General features: G+C 36.8%; 24 protein-coding genes. 19 read left to right on the forward strand and 5 right to left on the reverse strand.

Going from position 1 to position 24,961, the window contains the following annotated elements:
- Nucleotides 1-16 precede the first annotated feature (16 nt).
- The 4 genes from H3R29_RS01795 to rpsD form a co-directional block, all read right to left on the reverse strand.
- Nucleotides 17-298, reverse strand: a complete 282-nt coding sequence (locus tag H3R29_RS01795) for a hypothetical protein (protein WP_046324722.1) — start codon at nt 296-298, stop codon at nt 17-19.
- A 447-nt stretch (nt 299-745) separates the two neighbouring features.
- On the reverse strand, nt 746-2,047 hold the full coding sequence (locus H3R29_RS01800; protein ID WP_198202388.1) for a replication-associated recombination protein A: 1,302 nt from the start codon (nt 2,045-2,047) through the stop codon (nt 746-748).
- The gene (locus H3R29_RS01805; protein WP_198202389.1) at nt 2,048-2,515 is read right to left on the reverse strand and encodes a YueI family protein; all 468 of its coding nucleotides are present in this window, start codon (nt 2,513-2,515) and stop codon (nt 2,048-2,050) included.
- A gap of 70 nt (nt 2,516-2,585) precedes the next feature.
- The gene (rpsD, locus tag H3R29_RS01810) at nt 2,586-3,197 is read right to left on the reverse strand and encodes a 30S ribosomal protein S4 (protein WP_046324725.1); all 612 of its coding nucleotides are present in this window, start codon (nt 3,195-3,197) and stop codon (nt 2,586-2,588) included.
- 429 nt (nt 3,198-3,626) lie between these two features.
- Between rpsD and ezrA the strand changes: the two genes are divergently transcribed.
- The 10 genes from ezrA to mreD all read left to right on the forward strand — a co-directional run bounded on the left by ezrA (nt 3,627) and on the right by mreD (nt 15,932).
- Complete coding sequence (gene ezrA, locus H3R29_RS01815; protein WP_198202390.1) at nt 3,627-5,342, forward strand: septation ring formation regulator EzrA; 1,716 nt, start codon at nt 3,627-3,629, stop codon at nt 5,340-5,342.
- A 164-nt stretch (nt 5,343-5,506) separates the two neighbouring features.
- Entirely contained in the window at nt 5,507-6,664 is a 1,158-nt protein-coding gene (locus H3R29_RS01820; RefSeq protein ID WP_198202392.1) for a cysteine desulfurase family protein, read from the forward strand.
- Between the two features lie 6 nt (nt 6,665-6,670).
- On the forward strand, nt 6,671-7,888 hold the full coding sequence (gene thiI / locus H3R29_RS01825) for a tRNA uracil 4-sulfurtransferase ThiI (RefSeq protein WP_198202394.1): 1,218 nt from the start codon (nt 6,671-6,673) through the stop codon (nt 7,886-7,888).
- 268 nt (nt 7,889-8,156) lie between these two features.
- Nucleotides 8,157-10,796 carry a valine--tRNA ligase gene (locus tag H3R29_RS01830; protein ID WP_198202396.1) on the forward strand — a complete coding sequence of 880 codons (2,640 nt, stop codon included), beginning with the start codon at nt 8,157-8,159 and terminating at the stop codon, nt 10,794-10,796.
- Nucleotide 10,797: 1 nt separating this feature from the next.
- Complete coding sequence (locus H3R29_RS01835) at nt 10,798-12,075, forward strand: folylpolyglutamate synthase/dihydrofolate synthase family protein (RefSeq protein WP_198202398.1); 1,278 nt, start codon at nt 10,798-10,800, stop codon at nt 12,073-12,075.
- Nucleotides 12,056-12,736 (forward strand): HAD family phosphatase, encoded by a 681-nt coding sequence (locus H3R29_RS01840; protein WP_198202399.1) that lies wholly within the window; start codon nt 12,056-12,058, stop codon nt 12,734-12,736. The genes H3R29_RS01835 and H3R29_RS01840 overlap by 20 nt, the downstream gene beginning before the upstream one ends.
- A gap of 35 nt (nt 12,737-12,771) precedes the next feature.
- The gene (locus H3R29_RS01845) at nt 12,772-13,395 is read left to right on the forward strand and encodes a JAB domain-containing protein (RefSeq protein ID WP_198202400.1); all 624 of its coding nucleotides are present in this window, start codon (nt 12,772-12,774) and stop codon (nt 13,393-13,395) included.
- Between the two features lie 97 nt (nt 13,396-13,492).
- On the forward strand, nt 13,493-14,497 hold the full coding sequence (locus H3R29_RS01850) for a rod shape-determining protein (RefSeq protein ID WP_046324733.1): 1,005 nt from the start codon (nt 13,493-13,495) through the stop codon (nt 14,495-14,497).
- A 50-nt stretch (nt 14,498-14,547) separates the two neighbouring features.
- A complete protein-coding gene (mreC, locus tag H3R29_RS01855) occupies nt 14,548-15,399 on the forward strand; it encodes a rod shape-determining protein MreC (RefSeq protein ID WP_046324734.1) in 852 nt (283 codons plus the stop codon).
- Complete coding sequence (gene mreD, locus H3R29_RS01860) at nt 15,399-15,932, forward strand: rod shape-determining protein MreD (RefSeq protein ID WP_198202401.1); 534 nt, start codon at nt 15,399-15,401, stop codon at nt 15,930-15,932. The genes mreC and mreD overlap by 1 nt, the downstream gene beginning before the upstream one ends.
- A gap of 29 nt (nt 15,933-15,961) precedes the next feature.
- Here mreD and H3R29_RS01865 read toward each other — a convergent pair whose 3' ends face one another.
- On the reverse strand, nt 15,962-16,102 hold the full coding sequence (locus H3R29_RS01865) for a DUF4044 domain-containing protein (RefSeq protein ID WP_084619544.1): 141 nt from the start codon (nt 16,100-16,102) through the stop codon (nt 15,962-15,964).
- Between the two features lie 102 nt (nt 16,103-16,204).
- Here H3R29_RS01865 and H3R29_RS01870 point away from each other — a divergent pair, with 102 nt between their 5' ends.
- From H3R29_RS01870 to H3R29_RS01910, 9 genes are all read left to right on the forward strand, one after another.
- A complete protein-coding gene (locus H3R29_RS01870; RefSeq protein ID WP_187156571.1) occupies nt 16,205-16,531 on the forward strand; it encodes a DUF3397 domain-containing protein in 327 nt (108 codons plus the stop codon).
- Nucleotides 16,532-16,698: 167 nt separating this feature from the next.
- The gene (gene mraZ / locus H3R29_RS01875; RefSeq protein ID WP_046324737.1) at nt 16,699-17,130 is read left to right on the forward strand and encodes a division/cell wall cluster transcriptional repressor MraZ; all 432 of its coding nucleotides are present in this window, start codon (nt 16,699-16,701) and stop codon (nt 17,128-17,130) included.
- Nucleotides 17,131-17,132: 2 nt separating this feature from the next.
- Nucleotides 17,133-18,080: a 16S rRNA (cytosine(1402)-N(4))-methyltransferase RsmH gene (gene rsmH / locus H3R29_RS01880; RefSeq protein ID WP_187156572.1), complete on the forward strand. Its 948-nt coding sequence runs from the start codon at nt 17,133-17,135 to the stop codon at nt 18,078-18,080.
- A gap of 12 nt (nt 18,081-18,092) precedes the next feature.
- On the forward strand, nt 18,093-18,455 hold the full coding sequence (ftsL, locus tag H3R29_RS01885) for a cell division protein FtsL (RefSeq protein ID WP_046324739.1): 363 nt from the start codon (nt 18,093-18,095) through the stop codon (nt 18,453-18,455).
- Nucleotides 18,455-20,620 carry a penicillin-binding protein gene (locus H3R29_RS01890; RefSeq protein WP_198202402.1) on the forward strand — a complete coding sequence of 722 codons (2,166 nt, stop codon included), beginning with the start codon at nt 18,455-18,457 and terminating at the stop codon, nt 20,618-20,620. The genes ftsL and H3R29_RS01890 overlap by 1 nt, the downstream gene beginning before the upstream one ends.
- Nucleotides 20,621-20,626: 6 nt before the next feature.
- A complete protein-coding gene (gene mraY / locus H3R29_RS01895; RefSeq protein ID WP_198202403.1) occupies nt 20,627-21,589 on the forward strand; it encodes a phospho-N-acetylmuramoyl-pentapeptide-transferase in 963 nt (320 codons plus the stop codon).
- 9 nt (nt 21,590-21,598) lie between these two features.
- Nucleotides 21,599-22,978, forward strand: a complete 1,380-nt coding sequence (gene murD, locus H3R29_RS01900) for a UDP-N-acetylmuramoyl-L-alanine--D-glutamate ligase (protein WP_198202404.1) — start codon at nt 21,599-21,601, stop codon at nt 22,976-22,978.
- Between the two features lies 1 nt (nt 22,979).
- Nucleotides 22,980-24,086, forward strand: coding sequence for an undecaprenyldiphospho-muramoylpentapeptide beta-N-acetylglucosaminyltransferase (gene murG / locus H3R29_RS01905; RefSeq protein ID WP_198202405.1), 1,107 nt, complete (start codon nt 22,980-22,982; stop codon nt 24,084-24,086).
- 16 nt (nt 24,087-24,102) lie between these two features.
- A complete protein-coding gene (locus H3R29_RS01910; RefSeq protein WP_198202407.1) occupies nt 24,103-24,960 on the forward strand; it encodes a cell division protein FtsQ/DivIB in 858 nt (285 codons plus the stop codon).
- Nucleotide 24,961: the final 1 nt, after the last annotated feature.

A 24,961-nucleotide genomic window follows, 5' to 3' on the forward strand; every position in this document is an offset into this window, starting at 1 on the left:
CCAAATTTTAGTCCAGTTAATCATCCTTTTGATTAAGTAAAAGACTAAAAATTAGGATAGTAATGCTGCTGAGAATTAAAGTAATAAGATTTAAGTATTTATTCTTCTGGAAAACTAAAAATAAACCCAAAATGGTCTCTATAATTAAAATAATAGCTGTCCAAGACATTAGAGAACTAAAATTAGAAATATTTTTACTGTTGTATATTAGGAAATGACGGTGCCGATTATGCCATAAGTAAAAGGCAGTCAATAGCAATACTGCCAGGTAAATTAGAATAACAATTTTAATAGCCATAAATTCTCCAAACAAAAAACGGTCCGCAGACCGCTTTCTAAATTTCTCAAGAAATCCGAGTCGTCGAAACATAGCAAAACAATGCTTGTTGAACCCGCAGTGTTCAAAAAATGAGATGTATCGCAACGAATATGGATCCTATCTTTGAAGATAGTTTTCCGATTCGAAAGTTATTTACTATCTCGCATGTCTTATGTTTGACCGGTCAACCTTATACAATTGAGCTAGTCGATCAACTCAGATCAACTATTATACTACTAAGCATCACGAGTTTTGTCAAGGCAGAAAAATTATTGGGTACTTTTTAGAAGAGCTTTTAAGCTCCTGAACGAACTAAGGTTATCAATATACCGGCTTACTTTGTGCATGACCAAAATAAAAGGGCTGATTGCAAAATAAATCTTCGGCCAGCATCTACTAAAATATTTTCCTTCTATGCAAAACTAATTATTTTAGACCCTGTTTTTGCAATTCATGCAAAGTTTCGTATTGCTTTTTAAACCCTTTTTCTATTTTAGAATTGCCTTTAGGCTGAAAATATCGCGTGCCAACGAGTTTATCTGGTAAATATTGCTGTGGTATCCAATCATTCACATAAGAATGAGGATAAATATAACCATTACCGTGACCTAATTTTGCAGCACCACTATAGTGTGCATCTTTTAAAGTAGAAGGGATATTGCCATAGTCCTTATTTTTTACATCAGCTAAAGCCTGATCAATAGCACTGATAGCACTGTTACTTTTAGGTGATAAAGCCAGTTCAATCACCGCGTTAGCTAAAGGTATCCGCGCTTCAGGGAAACCCAGACTCTTAGCAGACTGAATAGCTATTTGAGCATGCTGAACGGCTGCGGGATTTGCAAGGCCGATGTCTTCATAGGCAATTACACTTAAACGCCTACAAATTGCTATTAAATCACCAGACTCAATTAGTCGAGCTAAATAATGCAAGGCTGCATCTGTATCAGAACCGCGAATTGATTTTTGAAAAGCAGAAACCAGATCATAATGCCCATCGCCCTTAGCATCAAAGTTTTGATTACGCAGCTGGATAGAATTGGCCATTTCATCTTGATCAATGATTAATTCAGTTTCATCATTTTTACCGGCAGCTATCATTTCCTGTTTCGTTGAGCGGACTGCAAGTTCGAGTCCGTTCAGTGTCGAACGTAAGTCACCGTTGCCTTTTTGCACTAATAATTCTCTGGCGCTTGAAGTCAATTTAACGTTGTACTTACCTAAACCAAGTTCACAATCTTTAAGCGCCCGGTCAATTGCTTTATTAACATCATTTTTTGCCAAAGGCTTTAATTCAAAAATCTGGCAGCGGGAACGAATAGCGGGGGAAATTGCTATATACGGATTTTCAGTTGTGGCACCGATCAAAATAATTTGTCCGGATTCTAAAAGAGGTAATAAAAAGTCCTGCTTGGTTTTATCCAAGCGGTGAATTTCGTCTAGGAGCAATATCACCGTACCACTCAATTTTCCTTCCGCAGCTACTTGTTCCAGCTGTTTTTTACTGTCTGTTGCAGCGTTAAGCTGGCGAAAAGCGTATTTGGTGGAACCAGCTATGGCACTGGCAATACTTGTTTTGCCTATTCCCGGAGGACCGTAAAGAATCATCGAGGACAACATTTTGGCTTCAACCATCCGGCGAATAATTTTTCCAGGGCCAATTAAATGCTCCTGACCGACTACCTCATCTAAGGTTTTTGGTCTCATTCTGTAAGCTAATGGTTTCATTTAATTGTCTCCATGAAAAAGTCGCTGCCAGAAACCAGCTTTTTTAGTTTTGCCACTAGTAAGCAATTCTTGGGGCATCTCGGGCGGATACACTTGACTTATTTCAATGCGCATTTTGTTAATTGCATTTGCAGCTACTACTAAGATTGCCGAGTCATTCGGACCCGTTTTTGCCGTTTCATTGTTAACGATAGTAAAAGAGATCTCGTATTTGCCACAACTAGTTTCCACTTGATCAACAAACTTATCGTGTAAATTGCCATTAATCAGGATATTGTAACCAATATAATCTTTAAAATGGCGTAAAAATAGGTTGATTAATTTAGGATCTTGCACTTCAGCATTGGTCATTCTAACTAATACCCGCTCGCGAAGAGACCCTAAAAATCTTCTGCGTTCATCCGGCTTTGTTTGGGGTGTGATGCCTTGAGCAGCATTTGAAACTCTGGTATTTAAATCCTCCGTCATTGATTGGTACTCCTTTCGGGTAACAAAAACCCCTCTCCAAGAAGGAAAGGGGTTTGTAAAAACATGGAAATCAAAGTAACTTGTTGTAGTATTCAACAACTAGAGCTTCGTTAATTTCTGGTTCCATTTCATCACGTTCTGGAAGGCGAACAAGTGAACCTTCTACCTTGTTGTCATCGAATGAAACAAAGGATGGGCGGGATACAACTGCTTCAAGTGCATCCTTAACTTGTTGCAGGTTCTTTGACTTTTCCTTAAGACCAATGGTTTGACCAACCTTGACTTCATAGGAAGGAATATCAACACGCTTGCCGTCAACAGTGATGTGACCGTGGTTAACTAATTGTCTAGCTTGCTCTCTAGTAGTAGCCAAACCTAAACGGTAAACAATACTGTCTAAACGGCATTCAAGCAGAACCATAAAGTTAGTACCGTGTTCACCTTCACGGATCTTACCGGCACGTTTGAACAAAGTTCTAAATTGACGCTCATTTAAACCGTACATCCAACGTAACTTTTGCTTTTCATGCAATTGTTCGCCATATTCTGATAAACGACCACGTGAATTAGGGCCGTGTTGACCAGGGGCGTAGTTTCTACGACTAAGCTCCTTGCCAGTACCTGAAAGTGAAATTCCTAATCTTCTGGAACGTTTCCAACTTGGACCTGTATATCTTGACATAAAATCCTCCAATAAAATCTGATAACAGTTTTTGGAGTAAAATAATTACGTATAAGTTTAACATTCGTGCATCTTAATTTTCATTTTCGCCTATTGCAGCGTCGGTTACTCGTTCACTAAAACGTATTAAGATGTTGACGTTCTTGCCACTTATAGCTGCAAATATTTTACACGTTCTATATTATAGTTGTATTACCTTATTAAAGCAAGGAAAATAGCAATTGCTTTAATATTTAATAATTTAACTAGAAAAAATAAAAAGGTGGTAGCAACTTGTTAATACTAGTATACTGCTTTTAATTAAAGAGATATTTATAAATATCTGATCGCACGATTTTATTTAAATAACGAATTTTATTGGCTTGAAAAAACTCTTGACCACAATAATGTAGAAGTTTGGTATAATTGGGGTAGTTTTGGAGGAAAATTATGTCACCAACTCAATCCATAGTTGTAATCATTGCAATTTTAATCATCATTATAATTATAGCCGCTATGTTAATAATCAATCGCCGCCAATTAAGGCAAATTCTTGAATTAGACGATTTGATTACCAAAATTGATAAAATGCATTTAGAAACAGATATTGTCAATCTGGATAAAATGGATTTAGCCGGTGAAAGTTTGACAACATTAACTACTTGGCGTAAAAACTACGAGCAGGCATTGGCTAAAAAGATTCCTGCAGCGCAGAACTTTCTTGAACAGGCTGCTGAGCAAAATACACACTATCACTTATTTAAAGCTCATAAAAATATTAAACAAGCCCGTGAAATCATGGATCCAACTTATAAAGATGCCAAGAACACTAAGGAAGTATTCACAGAATTACTTGAATCAAACCGTGAGAATCAAAAAAAATATAATGACTTGTTCAATGGCTTTAAAGAAATGCGTAAAGACATTCTGGCAAATTCATATGATTATGGTGCTGCTCTGGATCAGATTGAAAATGAATTGACAAATATTGAAAATGACTTTTCAGAAGCCAAGAGTTTGACTGCTCAAGGAGATCAAGTTGAAGCAAAACGTATTTTGTCAAAAATTAAAGCTGCTTTGACTAACATTAGTTCTATCCTGCCCGAAATTAGGAATGCTCGTCACCAACTCAATAAAGTTTTTCAAGATCAGTTGAGTGAATTGTCCGACAGTTATAAGAAGATGATGTCTTCTAAGTATTACATAACTCAGGTAGACGTTTTAGCTGAGATTAAAAAAATCAGAGGACAAGTAGCCGATGCAAATAGTTTGCTAAAAGAGCTTAAAGTTTCCGAGTTAAAAGAAAAAAATGCGGAAATTAAAAAAGAGATTTCTGCTCTTTATGATATTTTAGCTAAAGAGTACAAAGCAAGACCATTTGTAGAAGAGAATCAAGATAAAATCCAGCGTCTGCTTGCTCACGAACAAGTGGAATCAAAAAAACTAGTAGCAAAATTGCGCCATATTGATGAGAGTTATGAGCTTACTCACAATGAACTTGCCACTAGTAGGAAGTTGGAACAGGAAGTCAATGATATGGAGCGGCAATATACGGTTGATACCCAGAATGTTGCTGATGGTAAGGGAGTTTATTCCAAAATTAAGTCATCGTGGTTGAGTATGCTGGAACGATTGCGTGAAATTAGTGCAGAGCAAAAGAAAATGTCCCAAGACGTTGATGGTCTTTATGATTCTGAGAATGTAGCCAATGATTCAATCAACCGCTTTAAGCAGGAAGTTTCTCTAGTTTATCGCCGTTTGGAACGTAAAAAAATCCCTGGTAATCCGGATACTTTTGTGCAAATGTATACTTTGGTTGTCAACGAGATTGGTCATGTGGCAAAAGAATTGAGTCAGGTAAGGCTAAACATGGAAAAGATTTCTCAGGAATTAATTCAAATTTCTGATGATGTCGAAAGGTTAAAACGAGAAGCAGATGACATTATTAATTCTGCTGATTTAGTTCAGCTAACTTTGCAATATTCTAATAAATATTCCAATAATGGTTCCATCAAAAGCGCTCAGAAAAAGGCAATGCAACTTTATGAACAGGATTATAACTATAAAGATGCTTTGGACACCATTGCAACAGCTATTGAAAAAGTTGAGCCAGGTTCATATCAACGCTTAGAAAATTTGTACTATTCTGATAAGAAAAATAGCTGATGGATATTATAATTCTGCTGAAAAATATTTAGCTTTAAAATTAAAACAATAATTTTAAAGCTTTTTTAGTGCTCATGAATAAATAATTGAAGCTGACAAGAATTTAAGTTACAATTTATAAGTTAATAGCTGACCATGTAGTGTTTTTGGAGGGGAGAAATTCCGTGATTTACTTTGACAACAGCGCCACGACTAAGATTGATCCTGCTGTTTTAGCCACATATGATAAAGTAGCTCAAACTATTTGGGGCAATCCGTCCAGTTTACATAAACTGGGAGACCGTGCATTTCAACTTTTAGAAAGTTCACGTAAGCAAATTGCCAATCTTTTAGGCACAAAACAGGATGAAATTTTCTTTACCTCTGGTGGCACTGAGTCAAATAACTGGGCGATAAAAGGAACCGCTTTGCAAAAACGGGAATTTGGCAAGCATCTCATTACCTCAAGCGTTGAACATGCTTCTGTTGCCAATGCTTTTAACGCTCTAGAGTATATTGGCTTTCGTGTAACCCATTTACCTGTTGATAAAGAAGGGCGTGTTAGCGTAAACGATTTACGTAATGCCTTAGATTCTGATACAACTTTAGTTTCAATAATGGGCGTTAATAATGAAATTGGTGCTATTCAGCCAATTGATGAAATTAGTGATTTATTAACTAACTACCCGACCGTGAGTTTTCATGTAGATAATGTGCAAGCATTAGGTAAAAATATTTGGTCTCGTGTTTTTACTCCTCGTGTTGATTTTTCCAGTCTGTCAGCGCATAAATTTCATGCACCTCGAGGTATCGGAATCCTTTATAAAAAAGAGGGCAAGATGCTTGCTCCCTTGCATGATGGTGGCGGTCAGGAAAAAGGTTTGCGTTCAGGTACTGAAAACTTACCGGCAATAGCAGGGATGGCTAAAGCAGTGCGCTTGCTTTTAGAAAATGAACGTGAAAAAGTTCAACGTGAGATTGCTATTAAAGCTAAAATAGTGAAGTATCTCCAAGATAAGCCAGGAATCACTATATTTTCACCATTGAATGATAACTTTGCCCCTCATATTTTATGTTTTGCCCTTGAAGGTATTAGGGGAGAGACTCTTGTTCATACACTCGAAGAGTATGACATTTATACTTCAACTACTTCGGCCTGTTCTTCCACTAAGACTGATCAAGCCAGCACATTAGTGGCAATGCATGTTAATGATAAAGTAGCAACAAGTGCGATTCGTCTTAGTTTTGATGAAACTAATACTCTTGCCGAGGCAGATGAATTTATTAAGGTCTTTGATAAAATTTACCATCATTTTGCCAGAATTAATCATTTAGGAGAATAATTTTTTATGAAATATACTGAAATAATGGTACGTTATGGTGAGCTGTCAACTAAAGGGAAAAATCGTAAAGATTTCATTGGCCGCTTAGCTGGTAACGTGACTAAAGTATTGCGCGATTTTCCGCAAGTCGAAATACACCCGCGGCATGACCGCATGCACATAGTTTTAAATGATGCACCTTTTGCAAAAGTCGATAAACGTTTAAAAAGGGTTTTTGGTATTCAAACTTATTCACCAACTATCAAAGTTGAAAAAACTTTGGCAAAAATTGAAGAAACTGCTCTAGCTTTAATGAAAGAAACTTTTAAAAAGGGCATGACTTTTAAAGTCAACACTAAACGCAGTGATCATCAATTTTTATACGATACCAATGAGTTGAATAAAATGGTGGGTGATTATCTCTTTGATAATATGGAGGATTTAAAGGTAGAAATGAAACACCCTGACATTGTCCTGAGAATTGAAGTACGCAAGGATGCTGTCTATATTTCGAATCAGTTACTTCGCGGTGCAGGGGGAATGCCAGTTGGAACTGGTGGTAGGGCAGTTATGATGCTTTCTGGCGGAATTGATTCGCCTGTAGCTTCATATTTAGCTCTAAAGCGTGGTGTCGATATTGAAATGGTTCATTTTTACAGTCCGCCATATACTACTGAAAAAGCGCTAAATAAGGCTAAAGAATTAACTGGGATTCTTGCTAATTATGCAGGGAAGATCAATTTTATTGCCGTGCCTTTTGCTGAAATTCAGGAAACCATTAAGGAAAAAATTCCTGAGGGTTATTTAATGACTTTGCAAAGAAGGTTCATGTTGCAGTTGGCAGATAAAATAAGAGCTAAAAGAAGAGGCCTGGCTATTTTTAACGGTGAATCCGTTGGTCAAGTGGCTTCGCAAACTTTGGAATCAATGGCTGCAATTAATGATGTGACGACCACACCAGTTGTCAGGCCAGTTGCCACGATGGATAAAACTGAAATTATTAATTTGGCTGAAAAAATTGGTACTTTTGATTTGTCTATCCAGCCATTTGAAGATTGTTGTACTATCTTCGCACCGCCTCGTCCCAAAACTAAGCCCAAAATCGATAAAGCACGGGAATTTGAAAATCGTTTGGATGTTGAAGGATTAATTGACCGCGCTCTAGCCGGTATACAAGTAACTTCAATCTATCCTAATGATAAGTTTTTAGCAGATAAAGCGGCAGAAGATGCTGCACTACTGTAAAAAACGTGTTATAATACGCCCAAAGCAATAATTGAGAGGTATTAACCTTATAGATAGAGAAAGGCTGATAGTGGTGAAAGGCCGAATGAAGGTTAATTGGTAGCTCAATTGGACTGATTGGCTGAACTAACAGTAGGCTGATCCGGCAAATTCGCCGTTATCATTATTAAGAGAGGCAGAATTTTTTCTGCTTAACTTTAGGTGGTACCGCGGTTAATCACATCGTCCTAGACATTTTGTCTAGGACTTTTTTATTGGGAGGAGAACTATGACAGATTTAGCACCAAAATATGACCCACGCGAGGTTGAACAGGGTAGATATCAAAAGTGGCTTGATCAAGATTTATTTAAGCCATCTGGAGATAAAAAGGCACATCCGTATGCAATTGTTATTCCGCCACCAAATGTTACTGGTAAGCTTCATTTAGGTCATGCTTGGGATACAGCAATTCAGGATACATTAATTAGATTTAAAAGAATGCAGGGTTATGATACCTTGTATCTTCCGGGAATGGATCATGCCGGAATTGCAACTCAGGCTAAAGTTGAGGCTAAATTACGCAAACAGGGTAAAGACCGTCATGAAATGGGACGTGAAGCTTTTGTTAAACAAGTTTGGGACTGGAAAGATGAGTACGCTGCTATTATCAAGAGTCAGTGGGCAAAATTGGGCCTGTCACTAGATTATTCACGTGAAAGATTTACATTAGATAAGGGTTTGTCTAAAGCTGTTCGCCGCGTCTTTGTTCAACTTTATAATGAAGGATTAATTTATCGCGGGGAATACATTATCAATTGGGATCCTGAGCTGCAAACAGCTCTAAGCGATATCGAAGTTATTCACCAAGACGATAAAGGCGCTTTTTATCATATTAAATATCCGTTTGCTGACGGTTCCGGCTTTGTTGAAATTGCAACTACTCGTCCTGAAACTATGTTTGGTGATACTGCTGTTGCTGTGGCACCGGGGGATGAACGCTATAAAGACTTGGTCGGCAAAGAATTAATTTTACCGCTAGTGGGACGTCACATTCCAATTATTGAAGATCAACATGTTGATCCAGAATTTGGTACTGGTTTAGTAAAGATTACTCCGGCTCATGATCCTAATGACTTTGCTGTAGGTAATCGTCATAATTTAGAACGAATCAACGTAATGAACGATGACGGTACAATGAATGGGAATGCTGGTAAGTATGAAGGCATGGATCGTTTTGAGTGCCGCGAAGCATTAGTTAAAGACCTAAAGGAACAGGGCTATTTGCTTAAAGTTAAGCCGATTGTGCACTCAGTTGGACACTCGGAGCGTTCTGGCGTTCAAGTAGAACCTCGTCTATCAACGCAATGGTTTGTTAAGATGAAGCCATTAGCTGATAAAGTTTTAGAAAATCAAAAAACTGCGGGTAAGGTTAATTTTGTACCAAAAAGATTTGAACAAACTTTAGATCACTGGATGGAGGATGTTCATGACTGGGTAATTTCACGTCAATTATGGTGGGGACACCGAATTCCTGCTTGGTACAATAAAAAGACCGGTGAAATGTATGTTGGCGAAAATGCGCCAAAGGACATTGAAAACTGGAAACAAGATCCAGATGTACTAGATACCTGGTTCTCCAGTGCTTTATGGCCATTCTCAACTTTAGGCTGGCCTGATGAAAATTCTGCTGATTTTAAGCGTTATTTCCCAACTAATGCCTTAGTTACTGGCTATGATATTATCTTTTTCTGGGTTTCACGGATGATATTCCAGAGCTTGCATTTTACACATGAAAGACCGTTTAATGACGTGGTACTTCATGGCTTGATTCGTGATGAACAAGGACGTAAAATGAGTAAATCTTTGGGTAACGGGGTCGATCCAATGGATGTTATTGACCAGTATGGTGCCGATGCTTTACGCTGGTTCTTGCTTAACGGTACAGCTCCTGGCCAAGACACGCGTTACAATCCAAAGCAACTTGCATCTGCTTGGAACTTTATCAATAAGATTTGGAATGCCGCCAGATTCGTAATTATGAATTTACCAGAAGATGCACAACCTGCTCATATGCCAGATACAGCTAAATTTGATTTAGCAGATGGTTGGATCTTTGACCGCCTAAATCACACTGTGAGTGAGGTTATTCGCTTATTTGACAATTATCAGTTTGGTGAAGCTGGTCGTGAATTATACAACTTCATTTGGAACGATTTCTGCGATTGGTACATTGAAATGGCCAAAGTAGCTTTGAATGGTAATGATCAAGAATTAAAAGCAAGAAAACAAGATAATTTAATTTGGATTCTTGACCAAATCTTGCGTTTATTACATCCAATTATGCCATTTGTAACGGAAAAACTTTGGCTCTCCATGCCACACGATGGTGAGTCAATTATGGTGGCCAAGTATCCCGTAGTACATGATGAGTTTGAAAACGAACAAGCTCGTCATGACATGGCTTTCTTGATTGAAATTATTAAGGCGGTACGTAACATTCGCATGGAAGTGAATGCTCCTTTATCTTCCTCAATCGACATCATGATTCAGTTAGAAGACGCAAAGAATGAAAGAATTTTAACTGACAATGAAGATTACGTTAAGAACTTTTTGCATCCAAAAGAATTAACCATTTCAACTCAAATTGATGCACCAAAACTTGCTAAGACTGCCGTGATTTCAGGTGCACAGATCTTTGTTCCGTTAGCTGATTTAGTCAATATTGAAGACGAGATCAAGCGCATGACCAAAGAAGAAAAAGATCTGCAAGCTGAAGTTGAACGGTCAACTAAGAAACTAAGTAATCAAGGCTTTGTCGCACATGCTCCTGAAGCTGTGATAAATAAAGAAAAAGCGAAAAAAGCTGATTACGAAAATCAACTTCAAAGCGTTCAGGAAAGAATTCAAGAATTAAAGAAGAGTGAATAACGTGACTTTTACCAAAGCTCAAGATGTGATTAATTATTTATACTCACTTCCTAAATTACATGAAAAAGCAGATTTAACATATATTAAGACAATTTTGGCTATGTTAGGTAATCCGCAAGATCAGATAAAAACAATCCATGTTACGGGCACGAATGGTAAAGGCTCAACTTCTTACTATTTAAGTAATTTGTTGCAAAAGGCTGGTCAAAGGACTGGCCTTTTTGTTTCGCCCTATGTTTTTGAATTTAACGAGCGGATTCAGCTAAATGGTCAAAATATCAGTAACCAAAATTTGGTTGGAGTAGCTAATAAAATAGAGTCAGTTTTGACAAAAATTCGTAAAAACAATCCTGCTTTTTCATTAGTGACGTTTGAATATGAAGTAGTATTGGCATTTCTTTATTTTGCCCAGGAAAAATGTGACTATGCTGTGATTGAAGTTGGCATAGGTGGTGAGCATGATAAAACTAATGTTATTACACCTGAAGTCAGTGTGATTACTACAGTTGGACTAGATCATGAGCAAGTTATCGGACCAACTCTAGCAGATATTGCCCGTGAAAAAAGTGGAATAATAAAGGAAAATCGGCCAGTTGTTTTAGGTAATATTCCAAAAGAGGTGTTGCCTATTATTCAGCAAAAGGCTCAAAAAGAAAATGCTCTGGTTAAAAAACTTGGTTCTGACTTTAATGTTTTACTTCAAGAAAACTTGGAGTATCAAGATCAATTTCAAAAGCTTGCTTTTATACCCAGGCCACTAGTTGAAGGCTATGATATTGGTATTGCAATTCAAGCCTTTAGCTTATTAAATCTATCACTTTCTGCTTCAGAGATAGAAGATGCAATAAACCAAACAACTGTACCTGGACGTTATCAAATCTTGCAAAATAATCCTTTAATTATCCTTGATGGAGCGCACAATATTCAGGCAATGCAAAACCTGCTAAATTTTGCTCATTTTAAGCAGAAAAAAAAGCAAGGCAAAATTAGAGTATTGATGATGATGATGAAAGATAAGGATATTGAGCAAGTTTTTAAACTGTTTAAACCGGCAGATGAAGTTCACTTAACTACAATTGATTATCCGCGTGCAGCTAAAAAAGAAGACTATCCGGTTTGGATTCAAAAAAAATATCATTATCACGTTGACTGGCGAACTTCTTATCAAGAATTAAAGCAGAAGAGTCAAACAAATGATATACTGCTAGTAACAGGATCATTTTACTTAGTTGGGGATATTTTACAAATGGAGATAAAAGATGCGTGTTCAAGGCATTAAGGATGATATCAAAGGCATTTTGTTTGATATGGATGGCTTGCTGGTTAATTCCGAAAATTTATACTGGGAAGCCAATATTCAGGCAGCTAAGGAGGCAAATCTTGGTACGCCCGATGATATTTATCTCAAATTAGTTGGCTCGACAACAACTGATATGAACGATTTTTACCAGCAATACTTTAAGAATAAAGAACAACGTGACCAATTTATTAAACGTACTGATGAACTAGTATGGCAGTGGACTGAACAAGGTAAATTAAAGTTAAGACCGGGAGTGCAAAAAGCTCTTGATCGGTTTCAGGCTGCCGGATTGCCTATGGCTGTGGTAACCAGCAATTCTGAAAATGTGGTGGAGCATAATTTATGGGCCACAGGTACGCGTAACTATTTCCAATTTCACTTAAATTATGACGATGTAAAAAATAATAATGTCAAGCCTAAGCCTGCACCAGATATTTATCTTTTGGCAGCCCAAAAATTACATGTTGCCAAAAATAATATTTTAGCATTCGAAGATTCTTCTCCTGGCTTGCTAGCTGCTGTTAATGCCGGCTTAAAATGTGTAATGGTGCCGGATTTAATTCCAGCTACCGCCGAAGATCATCAGAATGCGGCTTTTGTTTGTCAGGATTTCTTTGAATTTTTACAAAAAGTTAGTTAGTTTTGGCGTATATAAATAGTGAAAGGAATGATTTTATGGAATTAATAAGGTCTCATCACTATTTAATTAAAACTGACTGGGAAATGCTGAACAGTTTTTTTGATGAACTGAAAGAACATGGAATTAAAAATTTTGATGAACTTCTTGTTAAGTTGGAAGAATTAAAAATAAGAAATGCCAATGATCTGCTTAAATATGTTTCTGGTGACCAATGCTGTGACAGTTTAGCAATTTTAGGTGAGGGATTACTTGAAAGATTGCGCTCCGCAGTATCAGACCGGGAACTTATTATGACTTCAAGCGATGAAGTCGGTACTTATTTATTAGATAAATTTGCAGGACATAAACAAGAAGAGCTATGGGCAATCTACATAGATAACAGTAATCATATAATTGCTGAAAAGAAGTTGTTTCAAGGTACTTTGGATAAGTCAATAGCGCATCCACGAGAGGTTTTTCGTTGGGCAGTTATTTATGCCTGTGCCGGCTTCTTTGTAGTGCATAATCATCCCAGCGGTAATTTGTTACCTTCAAAAAGTGATATTGAACTCACTGAGATGCTTCATGAGGCAGCAAAACTATTTCGGATTGAATTTCTTGATCATTTTATTGTGGGCAAAGGAAATTACTTTAGTTTCTGTGAACGGCAATTATTTTAAAATCATCTTAAAGTTACGTTCCATTTTCTTTTTTAAGTTGCACTTTATGCTATAATTATTCAAGATTTAGAGACTGCAATAATAAGGAGAGATTTACGTGTTTGGATTAGGAGCAAAAAATATTGGCATTGACTTAGGAACTGCCAATACTCTTGTTTATATGGAAGGTAAAGGGATTGTTTTAAGAGAGCCTTCTGTGGTGGCAAAAAACACCCATACCGGCAAGGTAATTGCGGTAGGGTCAGAAGCAAGAGAAATGATCGGCAGAACACCAGAAAGTATAGTGGCTATTAGGCCAATGAAAGATGGCGTAATTGCTGATTATGATACAACTGCCTCAATGCTTAAGTATTTTATCGAAAAGACTGTTGGCAATTCCAAACCTTCAGCTATGATTTGTGTACCTTCTGGTGTTACTGAGGTTGAAAAGCGGGCAGTGATTGATGCTGCTCGTGTAGCTGGAGCACGTGAAGCTTTTGTAATAGAAGAACCATTTGCAGCTGCTATTGGGGCAGGATTGCCAGTAATGGATCCCACTGGCTCAATGGTTGTAGATATTGGTGGGGGAACTACCGATGTTGCCACTATTTCTTTAGGGGGAATAGTTTCTTCTACCTCAATCCGCCAAGCCGGTGATAAGTTCAATACGGCAATTGTGAATTATGTTCACTCTAATTTTAATTTGCTAATTGGTGAGAGAACTGCTGAAGATATTAAAATTCAGATTGGTTCTGCTTCAGTTGAAAAGGCTAAAGACATTGAAGCAGTCAATATTCGTGGCCGTGATTTAGTTACTGGTTTACCAAAATCAGTTGATGTAAAAGCAGTCGATGTAGCTCATGCTATTCAAGATGTTGTTCAGGACATTATCGTTGCAATTAAGGAAACGCTTGAACAGACCTCTCCTGAAATAGCAGCAGACGTCATTGATCACGGAATTGTATTGACAGGCGGTGGAGCTTTACTAAAAAACTTACCTGAGATTATTTCCGAAGCTACTAAAGTGCCAGTATTTATAGCCCAAGATCCACTAGATTGTGTTGCAGTTGGTACAGGTGAGTCTCTGAAAAATATTGAAGTAATGCGCAAAAATCGCAGATAATACTAAAAGTCGGCTGTTTTCGCCGGCTTTTCTTTAGGGACTGTTTCCAAATGAAGAAATTTCTACAAAACAAAAAATTATTATCGGCATGTATAGCAGTTATTTTGGCTTTTACTGTTATAGGAGGCAGTGTCAGTTTACGTAATAGACGTGATACCCCCCTGATTATTCAGAGTTTTGGCAATGATGTGGTCGCAGTGGGATCAAGAATAATTGATTTTCCATTAAGTTTTGTTTCTGGCAGTTTAAATAATGTTCACGATTTGTTGAATACTCAAGATGAAAATAACTACCTCAAGAGCAAAGTTACTGACTTAGAACAAACAAAAGCTCGTAATGCTAGCTTGGAAGCTGAAAACAAACAACTTAAATCAGCATTAAAAGTAAAAAATACGCTTACTGACTATAATATTATTCAAGCATCTGTCATTTCTCGTTCACCGGACAGTTGGACAGACCTGTTGGTTATTAATAAAGGATCTACATCTGGCTTGCGTAAAAATATGGCGGTAATGTCCGGTGGTGGTATTATTGGTCGCCTAATAGAAGTCAATGCTGCTACTGCAAAAGTTGAATTAATAACAACTAGTGATAAATCAGCCAATCGTTTCGCAGTTGAAGCACAAGCCGTAAACGGAAAAAAAGTTCATGGAATTATTACGGTAATAGGTAACAAGACACTAGCATTTACTCAGGCGGTCGACAGTAAAAAACTAAAGCGTGGTGCAAAAATTTACACTAGCGGATTAGGTGGTAATTCACCCAAAGGATTATTGGTAGGAACAGTTTCTACTACTACCCATGATACATTTGGCTTATCTGATTTAATTAAAATTAATCCAGCAGGTGAATTAAATGATCCTTCTGTAGTTTCAGTTATTAAAAGGAAAGTGAACGACTAATGAAGTCTCTGCGAAAATTTAGTCTTGTTTTAGCTTTATATATAGTTTTAGCTATCAGCGGCAGTTTGTCTTTATTCTTTCACCGGTTTTTTTTAATAGGTAATGCTACAAACTTATTGGTACCCGTTAGCATGATGTTAATAGCACTTTTTGATGACACTAATCATAAAGAGATTTGGTTAGCTTTTGGTACTGGTATAGTAAGTGATATTTATTTTTTTGGTATTATTGGTGTTTATGCCATTAGTTTACCTATAATTTGCTGGCTGTTGCAAAAAGCTGCCAGATTTTTACCAGAAGTTTTTTGGGCCCGAATTTTAGCGATTTTAATCTCTTCTATTCTGGTTGAGGGCTATACTTGGCTTTTTATGAATATGACAGGCCTGACGAGTATTAGTTCAATGAAATTGTTAAAAAGTATTTTGCCAACCTTATGTTGGGCATTTATTTTTGCTTGCGTTACTTATAAATTATGGTGGAATTTAGCCGTTAACTATCCTTTTATGGTAAATTTAGATAATTATCAACAATAAAAAACGTGAGACAATGATCTCACGTTTTTTTATTCGAAAAAGCCAAAGCTGGATAATGCACCAACAACTTGCATTACTACAGCAGCTAAAGTTATTATTGCCATTAGCCAGGCCATAGCAATTGTTAGCTTTTGAAATTTAGATCTCTTTTTCTTATGTCTTCTCGTCATTGATAGACCTCCCTATTTGAACAATATTTTATGCTACTTAAAAGTTTTTTTCAATTAGAGAGTAAGATAAAATAGAGATTAGATAATAGAGGAATATAGCCAATGTTTTTAATTTTTTTGATACCTATTGTTGGTCTTGTTTTAGCTTTTCTTATTAATAAGATGTTTCCCAAGGCGCAATTTCGCGGATATGATTTATTACCATTCTTTTTTATATATGCATGCCACCTGATTACCCTGAATCAGAAAAGGCCTGAGTTTTTGCCATATGGGTTTTTTGTCTTCTTCATTTTAGTTATAATAATAGCTATAACGGAAGCAATTAAAAATAAGAACTTGTCCTTAAGTAAAACTTTCCGCAAAATATGGGACTATTTAACTGTTAATACTATTTTTTGGTATTTAGGGTTATTATTTTTAATGATATAGTCAAACTTTTTGAGTAAAAAAATTTATTTTTCAAGTTAAACGCAAACCTGCAATGGTCTGCGTTTTTTACTTTTTGGCTCATAAAAAATAAATGTTAAACTTTATAACTAAAAAGTGGTAGGAAGTGGTGAATTGTGGTAAATTAATTAGTGGAAGGGGGTAATGCCATGTTCATGGGTGAATATCATCACAATCTCGACAGCAAAGGGCGTTTAATTATACCTGCTCGTTTGCGTAGTCAGATTGGCGAAAAAATGATATTTACTCGTGGAATGGAAGGTTGCATTTTTGGCTATACTACAGAGGCATGGCAGAAAATTGAAGCCAAGCTAGCCCACCTTCCTTTGACTAAGAGAAATGCACGCAGTTTTACGCGTTTATTTTACTCTGGTGCAATGGAATGCGAATTTGATAAGCAGGGACGTGTGAATCTGACCACAACGTTGAAGAAGCACGCTTGTCTTGTTAAAGAATGTGTCATTATAGGAGTTTCTGATCGAATTGAGATTTGGTCGAAAGAGCGTTGGGAAAGCTTTAGTGATGAAGCCAACGAAAACTATGATGATATCGCAGAAAATTTAGATGATTTGGAACTATAAACATGGAATTCAAACACACCAGTGTACTCTTACACCAAACAATCGATAATTTAAAACCCAAAAATGGTGGTCTTTATGTAGACGCAACTTTTGGCGGCGGCGGTCATGCAAAATATTTACTGAGCAAACTTGCTAGTGGTACCGTGATTGGTTTTGATCAGGATGAATATGCAATAAATTCGGCTAAGTTAAACTTTGCCGATTTACTTAAATCTGAGGCTGATCCTAAATTACAATTAGTACACGACAACTTTAGTCATTTAAAAATTAACTTGGTTAAGCTGGGTTATCAAGATGGCATTGACGGTATCTATTATGATTTAGGCGTTTCCTCCCCCCAATTTGATCAGGCAAAAAGAGGCTTTTCTTACCGCTTCGATGCCAAATTGGATATGAGAATGGATCAGGATCAAAGTCTTGATGCGTATCAATTGGTTAATGACTCAAGTCAAAAAGAATTGGCTAATATTTTGTATAAATTTGGTGGAGAAAAGTATTCTCGCCAGATTGCTCATAAAATTGTCCTTAAAAGACAAAAAAAGCCAATTGCGACAACCTTTGAACTGGTTGATGTTATTAAGGAAGCAATTCCTGCGTTTGCAAGAAGGACTGGAGGGCATCCAGCAAAAAAGACTTTTCAGGCTTTGCGTGTTGCTGTAAACCACGAGCTTGATGCTTTAAGTACATCACTTGAGGAAGCGATCAAATTACTCAAACCAGGCGGTCGCATTAGTGTGATTACTTTTCAGTCTGATGAAGACAAAATAGTAAAAAATATTTTTAAAAAATACTCCGACGTTGAGGTACCTAGGGGAATGCCTGCTATTCCCGATGACTTGAAGCCAACGCTTCGATTAGTAAATCGTAAGCCCATTGTTGCTTCGGCTGAAGAGCTTAAAAATAATAATCGCTCACACAGTGCCAAGTTGCGGGTTGCAGAAAAATTGTAAAGAGGAAAAACAATGGCTGATAATTTAGCAAGAAAAATAGAGTTTAATCCTAATGAGCAAAGAGATCCAGAGAAGAGACAACGTCAAGTTCTCAATCATCACAACGTTGCTTGGACCGGCTTCGAAAAGTCCTTGCTTATATTGGGAACAATGATCACAATTGGCTTAATGACAATGCTCGTTTCTTCTAGTATTTCTGCTACTTCAGCTCAACATGAACTTACTAGTTTGCAGCGCTCGGTTGCAAAAGAGCAAAGTCAAGTTGGAGATTTGCATCAAGAATTAGGTGAGTTGACCTCAAGCTCAAGAATGAATAAAATTGCTCGCAGCAAGGGGTTGGCTTTGAATGAAAAAAATATTAGGACTATACGCTAATGAATAAGCACATTAGTAAAAAATATAACTTAAATTCCAAAGCCCACGGATACCGTTTTACAGTCGGGAGATTTCTCGAGGTAGCTGTTGCTTTGGTTTTTCTTGTATTTATAGGCAGATTTTTATATCTGGGAATTTCAAAAACCGTTAATGGACAAGATTTAACCGCTAAGACCGAGCAATTGTATATGCGTAATCAAGTATTAAAGGCCAATCGGGGAAATATTTATGACCGTAACGGTTTAGCTGTAGCGCAGGATTCCCATTTGTATACAATTTATGCCATTCTAGATAAATCATCCATTAATTATAAAAATAAGCCAGAATATGTTGTTAACAAAAGTAAAACTGCTGAAAAGTTAGCACAAGTTTTACCTCTTAAAGCAAATAAAATTTTAAAGTATCTTAATCCTTCGCAGCCGGTTTTTCAGGTACAATTTGGTACTGCAGGTTCTAATTTGACCAAAAAGCAAAAAGACCGAATTGAAAAAATGAATTTGCCGGGAATTAAATTTTTTGAAACTCAGTCACGGTTATACCCAAATGGTAATTTTGCAGCTCACATAATTGGTCTGGCTACACCAGTTTATGATAAAAAAACCAGGCAACAAAATTTAGAGGGTACCATGGGACTGGAAGCTTGGTATGACGACGTTCTTACCGGAAAAAACGGCTATCAGGTTTCAGCTGTTGATGCCTCAAATTTCCAGACGCCAAATAGTACCCATACTTATAAAGCCCCTGTAGACGGTAATAATATATATCTAACTATTGACTCGCAGTTGCAGGAATGCCTTGAAAGCAGGTTATCTTATGTTCAAGATACCTTTAATCCCGTTTCTATGACAGCCGTAGTTGAAGATATGAAGACGGGAAAAGTATTAGCTGCTTCGCAAAGACCAAGTTTCAATCCGCAGACCAAAAAAGGACTGAAAAATTCCTATCGCAATATTTTGGTGCAAGATACATATGAACCCGGATCTGTTTTTAAAGTCCTGACATTATCCTCCGCTGTTAATAGCGGAAACTACCATCCAAATCAATATTACAATTCAGGATCAGTTTCTGTGAATGGCTCAGTAATTCACGATTGGAAGCCGCATGGCTGGGGAAGCATACCTTTTTCACAAGCATTTCCACGGTCGAGCAATACCGGATTCGTTCATATTGAGCAACAAATGGGTGCTAAGACTTGGAAAAAGTATTTAAAGAAATTCCATATTGGTCAGAAAACTGGCGTAACGCTCCCAGGTGAGCAACCAGGATTGATCGCGTTTAACTCACCCGTTGATCAGGCTGTCACTAGTTTTGGGCAGGGCGTTGATGTGAACGTCATGCAAATGATGCAAGCTTTTAGCAGTTTGGCGAATAATGGTCAAATGGTAAAACCCCAATTCGTTGAAAAAATTACCGATGCAGATGATCACACAATAACGGGTTATCAAATAAAAAATGTTGGCAGACCAGTTTATAGTAAAGAAACAGCAAACATAGTTCTTGAAAATATGCGCCAAGTTTTAAACAAAAGAATTGGTACCGGAGCTGCATACCGGATGAAAAATCAAAGTATTGCTGTTAAAACAGGTACTGCGCAAATAGCTAACCTTAAAGGTGGGGGCTATCTTAAAGGTAACAATAATTACATCTTTTCTGTAGTTGGAGTTACACCGGCTAAGCATCCGCGTTATTGCATTTACATCACTGTCAAGCAGCCTCAAAGAATGAGTAAACCGGCTGAAGTAATTCTTTCTTCAATTTTTAAACCTGTAATGAATAGAACAATTCTTATGTCTAAAAATGGCTTAAGCAGTTCAACAATGATTAAAATACCTGACCTAATGGGGCTAAGATATAAGGAGGCTGAAGCAATCGCTCAACGGGTTGGTTTCAGACTTGTCAGGATTGGTTCAGGTGATAAAATAACCAAGCAGTCTTATCAAGCAGGTCAAAAACAGCAGTCAGGTAAATTAATGCTGGTGCGGACAGCCGGCATTATAAAGTGTCCTGCTATGAAAGGTTGGTCAAAAGATGAGCTGCAGCAGTTTGCAGATTTGACTGGGGCTAAATTAAGCATTCAGGGTACAGGTGTAGTATCTAAACAAAGTGTAGCTGTTGGTGAAACTGTCAAATCCGGGACAAAAATAAAAATACAATTAAAGGAGTAGCATTTTATGCTGATCATTAGCATTATTGCATTAGTAAGTTCATTGGCGTTAACGGGGATTATTTTACCCTGGGTGATTATTTTCATGAGGTCACACCATGAAGGACAGGAAATTCGGGATGAAGGTCCTAAATGGCATGAAAAAAAGTCTGGTACACCTACAATGGGTGGTGTGGTTTTTGTTTTAGCAGCCACAGTTTCTACAATCTGGGTTGGTGTATGGCAACACGGAGTCACGAAAATGATCTGGATTTTATTAATCAGTTTGCTGGGTTACGGTATTATAGGCTTCTTAGATGATAGTATAAAATTGTTTTATAAGCGTAATTTGGGTCTTCGTGCATGGCAAAAATTTTCTTTACAAATTTTAGTTGCTGTTCTGATTATTATCATCGCAGCAACGGACCATTTTCAATTCAAACTTTTCATACCGTTTTTTGGTGTAGTTAACAGTGTTGTTTTATTCACAATTTTTGTAATTTTCTGGTTGGTAGGTTATTCCAACGCAGTTAATCTGTCAGACGGTTTAGATGGTTTGGCAACTGGACTGTCAATTATTGCTTATGCCACATACTCTTATATCGCACTTAAACAAAAAAACTTTGCCGTTTTAATTTTTTGTATGAGTGTCATAGGAGGTTTGATTTCATTTTTTATTTTTAATCATAAGCCTGCTAAAATTTTTATGGGTGATGCTGGGTCTCTAGCTTTAGGAGGAGGACTGGCTGCTGTTAGTATCTTTCTAAATAGGCCCTGGTCACTTTTGTTAGTTGGAATCGTATTTGTATGTGAAACAGCAAGCGTAATTTTGCAGGTTATCTCTTTTCAAACAACTGGTAAACGGATTTTCAAAATGACACCGATACATCATCATTTTGAAATGCTGGGTTACTCTGAATGGAAAGTAGACATTATTTTCTGGATTGTTGGCTTACTGGGAAGTATCTTGTATTTAGTAATATGGGGATAAAATAGTTCAATGAGGCAAGTTAAGACTTATCAAGGTAAAAATATTTTAGTTTTAGGCCTCGGCAAAAGTGGTTTTGCAGTAAGTAAATTACTGCTTGAACTTGGTGCAAAGCTAACTTTAAACGACAAGGCTGATTTAAGTAAAAATCCAAAAGCACAAGAATTGAAAAAAATGGGCGTGCAAATAATAGGTGGCATGCATCCAGTAGAATTATTACACCAAGAATCTTTTGCTTATTTAGTAAAAAATCCGGGAATTCCTTATGAAAACCCAATGGTGCAAGAGGCAATAAAATTAAATTTGCCAATTATTACCGAACCTGAAATTGCACTGAGTGTTAGTGAAGCTCCATATATTTGTGTTACAGGATCAAATGGCAAAACTACTACGGTAATGCTAGCACAGAAAATTCTGGATCATCATCTGGCTAAAAATGGCCATCATGCCTATGCAGTTGGTAACATTGGTGTTCCAATTTCTGAAGTAGTGAAAAAAGCTACCAAAGATGATATCTTGGTTTGCGAAACTTCTAGTTTTCAACTGCTTGGCGTAACAGATATTGATCCTAAAGTAGCTGCGATTATTGATATTTATCACAATGTCCATTTAGATTATCACAAGACTTTTGCTAATTATGTTAATGCCAAACTAAACGTTACCAGGACGCAAACTTCAGATCACTATTTTTTAGCAAACTTAGATCAAAAAAATATTTTTGAAGAAGAAAAGAAAGTTACAAAAGCAAAACTAATAACTTTTTCCGAAAATGATCGAACTGCCGACTATTTTATTGCTGATGGCTATTTACAGAATCAACATGAAAAAATCATTAAGATTGCCGACATGAAATTACCCGGTATCCATAACCAGCAGAATGCGTTAGTTGCTAGCGCAATTGCACAAATTATGGGAGCGACTATCAGCGATATCCAAGCAGTGTTAACTAGTTTTGCTGGGGCAAAGCACCGCTTACAATATGTTATGACCTTGGAAGGTCGCAAGATATATAATGACTCCAAATCAACGAATATAGAGGCGGCTTCAGTAGCTATTCCCTCTTTTGAAGATCCTGAAGTTTGGATCGCTGGTGGGCTAGATCGCGGTTTTACATTTGACTCCTTGGTTCCACTTTTAAAAAAACATGTTAAAGCCGTTGTTTTATATGGCGAAACCCGTTATTTATTGGCTGATGCCGCGCGCAAAGCTGGCATTAAAAATATTGTCATTGAAAATACCTTACAGGAAGCAGTACCAAGAGCATATGAATTGACAAATCCTGGTGATGTATTGTTATTTTCACCAGCTTGTGCGTCATGGGATCAATTTCGAACCTTTGAAGAACGTGGAGACTATTTTGTTAATTTTATAAAGGAATTGAAGACTAAATAAAATGAGAATAATATTTACAGGTGGAGGAACTGGCGGCCATATTTATCCTATTATGGCAATTATTGAACGATTAAAAGAGCGCAACTTGGCGACAAGTGATGAAATACTGTTTGTCGGCACCAAAAATGGTCTCGAAGCCAAAATAGTTCCAGCAGCAGGAGTAAATTTTAAAACAATTGAAATGCGCGGGTTTTCCCGTAAACATATAATGAGTAATTTTGCTACAATTAGTTTGTTTCTTAAGGCCACAAAAAAAGCTCAAAAAATTATTAATGATTTTAAGCCTGATATTGTGATGGGAACTGGTGGCTATGTCAGTGGTGCCCTAGTGTACGAAGCAGCAAAAATGAAGATTCCAACTATGATTCATGAATCTAATTCAGTAGTTGGCGTTGCTAATAAGTTTTTAGGACACTATGTAAACAAAATTTGTTATACGTTTGATGATGCTGCCAAGCAATTTTCGGAAAAGAAAAAGTTGGTAAAAACTGGAAATCCACGTTCTCAGCAAGTACTAAATCTGTCATCAACCAAGATTGATTTGCAAAGCAAATGGGGTCTTAATCCTCAAATACCTACAGTATTAGTTTTTGGCGGCTCTCGTGGTGCTTTGGCTATCAACCGGATAATGTTAAAATCACTGACTCGGCTTGAAACTAAGCCATACCAAGTCATTTGGGTGACAGGAACTTATTATTATCAAAAAATTGCAGAAAAACTAACCAATGTTAATTATGGTGAAAGTATCAAAATCTTACCGTATGTTAAGGATATGCCAGCACTCTTACCAAAAATGATTTGTGTGGTTTCGCGTTCAGGAGCCACTAGTATTGCGGAATTTACCGCTTTAGGTGTTCCAGCTATTTTGATTCCTAGTCCAAATGTAACTAATAATCACCAAATGAAAAATGCTCTTGATCTTGAAAAAGCCGGCGCAGCGACAGTGATTGCGGAAAATGAACTTAATATTAATAACTTTATTTCTTCAATTGATCATATCGTGTTGGATCGTAAATACTATACAGAAATGAGTAAGGCATCCAAAAAACTGGGAGTTTCTGATGCGTCTGATGAAGTAATTAAAGTAATGCAGGATTTAGCTAAATAAAAAGAAGGTGAGGCAGTTGACCAAAAAGCGAGTAACTAAAATTGATCCTAAAGAAAAGCTATCGCCATATTTAAGTCATCAATCAAGTAAGAAAAAGAAAAATTCCAGAACTAATACCAAAATCTCTGCCTCTCTTTCTAAATTACATAATGAACGTAAATCCGCACTATTTAAGAGACTGGGACTAATAATAGGTGTTTCGGTAATAGCACTTTTGGGACTTGGCTATTATATTTCTCCTCTGGCAAATGTTCAAAGTATTCAAATTAACGGGGAAAATGATTTACCAGTAAAAGAAGTTGTAAAAGCAACAGATATTAAAGCTAGTGACAAAGTAGTCGATTATCTTTTTAATAAAAAAAGCGTATCCCGTAAACTTTCTGCAAAATACTCAGAAATAAAAAACATCAATGTTCGAGTTAAAGGTTTTAATCATTTAATAATTGAAATTGATGAATATCCTACAAAAGGCTACATTAAGACTTCTAAAGGATATCGTAAAATACTTACTCAGGGAAAATTAGGGTCTCAGTTTATTCCTTGGTCAAAAGTATATCCAGATAAACCAGTTTTTGTAGGCTACAATCATGAAGTATCTCTCAAAAAAATTCTTCATTTATTCAATAGTTTACCACCTGATTTTCAGGATCAAATTAAATTATTAAGTGGTAATACCCGAAGAAAATCACAAGTGATTTTTCTAATGAAAAACGGGAATGTAGTTATTGGCAACGTTTCAACCCTAAAAAGTAAAATAAAGTACTATAATAAAATAAAAACTAAAGTGGGAAAAAATACGCTGATTGATTTGGAAGTAGGGGCGTTTAGCAGGCCGCTTACACCAAATGAAAAGCGTGCTTACGGTTTAATATAAA

This window comes from Lactobacillus sp. M0393 (genome assembly GCF_016102025.1).
In the GTDB taxonomy this organism is placed as follows: Bacteria; Bacillota; Bacilli; order Lactobacillales; family Lactobacillaceae; genus Lactobacillus; species Lactobacillus melliventris.

Bases quoted from the DNA above. Each gene is read 5' to 3' on its own strand.
- H3R29_RS01805 (WP_198202389.1), bottom strand. From the start codon at position 2,515: ATGACGGAGGATTTAAATACCAGAGTTTCAAATGCTGCTCAAGGCATC.
- H3R29_RS01865 (WP_084619544.1), bottom strand. From the start codon at position 16,102: ATGACGAGAAGACATAAGAAAAAGAGATCTAAATTTCAAAAGCTAACA.
- H3R29_RS01840 (WP_198202399.1), top strand. From the start codon at position 12,056: ATGCGTGTTCAAGGCATTAAGGATGATATCAAAGGCATTTTGTTTGAT.
- H3R29_RS01800 (WP_198202388.1), bottom strand. From the start codon at position 2,047: ATGAAACCATTAGCTTACAGAATGAGACCAAAAACCTTAGATGAGGTA.
- H3R29_RS01845 (WP_198202400.1), top strand. From the start codon at position 12,772: ATGGAATTAATAAGGTCTCATCACTATTTAATTAAAACTGACTGGGAA.
- H3R29_RS01890 (WP_198202402.1), top strand. From the start codon at position 18,455: ATGAATAAGCACATTAGTAAAAAATATAACTTAAATTCCAAAGCCCAC.
- ezrA (WP_198202390.1), top strand. From the start codon at position 3,627: ATGTCACCAACTCAATCCATAGTTGTAATCATTGCAATTTTAATCATC.
- thiI (WP_198202394.1), top strand. From the start codon at position 6,671: ATGAAATATACTGAAATAATGGTACGTTATGGTGAGCTGTCAACTAAA.
- mraY (WP_198202403.1), top strand. From the start codon at position 20,627: ATGCTGATCATTAGCATTATTGCATTAGTAAGTTCATTGGCGTTAACG.
- rsmH (WP_187156572.1), top strand. From the start codon at position 17,133: ATGGAATTCAAACACACCAGTGTACTCTTACACCAAACAATCGATAAT.
- H3R29_RS01795 (WP_046324722.1), bottom strand. From the start codon at position 298: ATGGCTATTAAAATTGTTATTCTAATTTACCTGGCAGTATTGCTATTG.
- murG (WP_198202405.1), top strand. From the start codon at position 22,980: ATGAGAATAATATTTACAGGTGGAGGAACTGGCGGCCATATTTATCCT.
- murD (WP_198202404.1), top strand. From the start codon at position 21,599: ATGAGGCAAGTTAAGACTTATCAAGGTAAAAATATTTTAGTTTTAGGC.
- mraZ (WP_046324737.1), top strand. From the start codon at position 16,699: ATGTTCATGGGTGAATATCATCACAATCTCGACAGCAAAGGGCGTTTA.
- mreC (WP_046324734.1), top strand. From the start codon at position 14,548: ATGAAGAAATTTCTACAAAACAAAAAATTATTATCGGCATGTATAGCA.
- rpsD (WP_046324725.1), bottom strand. From the start codon at position 3,197: ATGTCAAGATATACAGGTCCAAGTTGGAAACGTTCCAGAAGATTAGGA.
- mreD (WP_198202401.1), top strand. From the start codon at position 15,399: ATGAAGTCTCTGCGAAAATTTAGTCTTGTTTTAGCTTTATATATAGTT.
- H3R29_RS01870 (WP_187156571.1), top strand. From the start codon at position 16,205: ATGTTTTTAATTTTTTTGATACCTATTGTTGGTCTTGTTTTAGCTTTT.
- H3R29_RS01830 (WP_198202396.1), top strand. From the start codon at position 8,157: ATGACAGATTTAGCACCAAAATATGACCCACGCGAGGTTGAACAGGGT.
- ftsL (WP_046324739.1), top strand. From the start codon at position 18,093: ATGGCTGATAATTTAGCAAGAAAAATAGAGTTTAATCCTAATGAGCAA.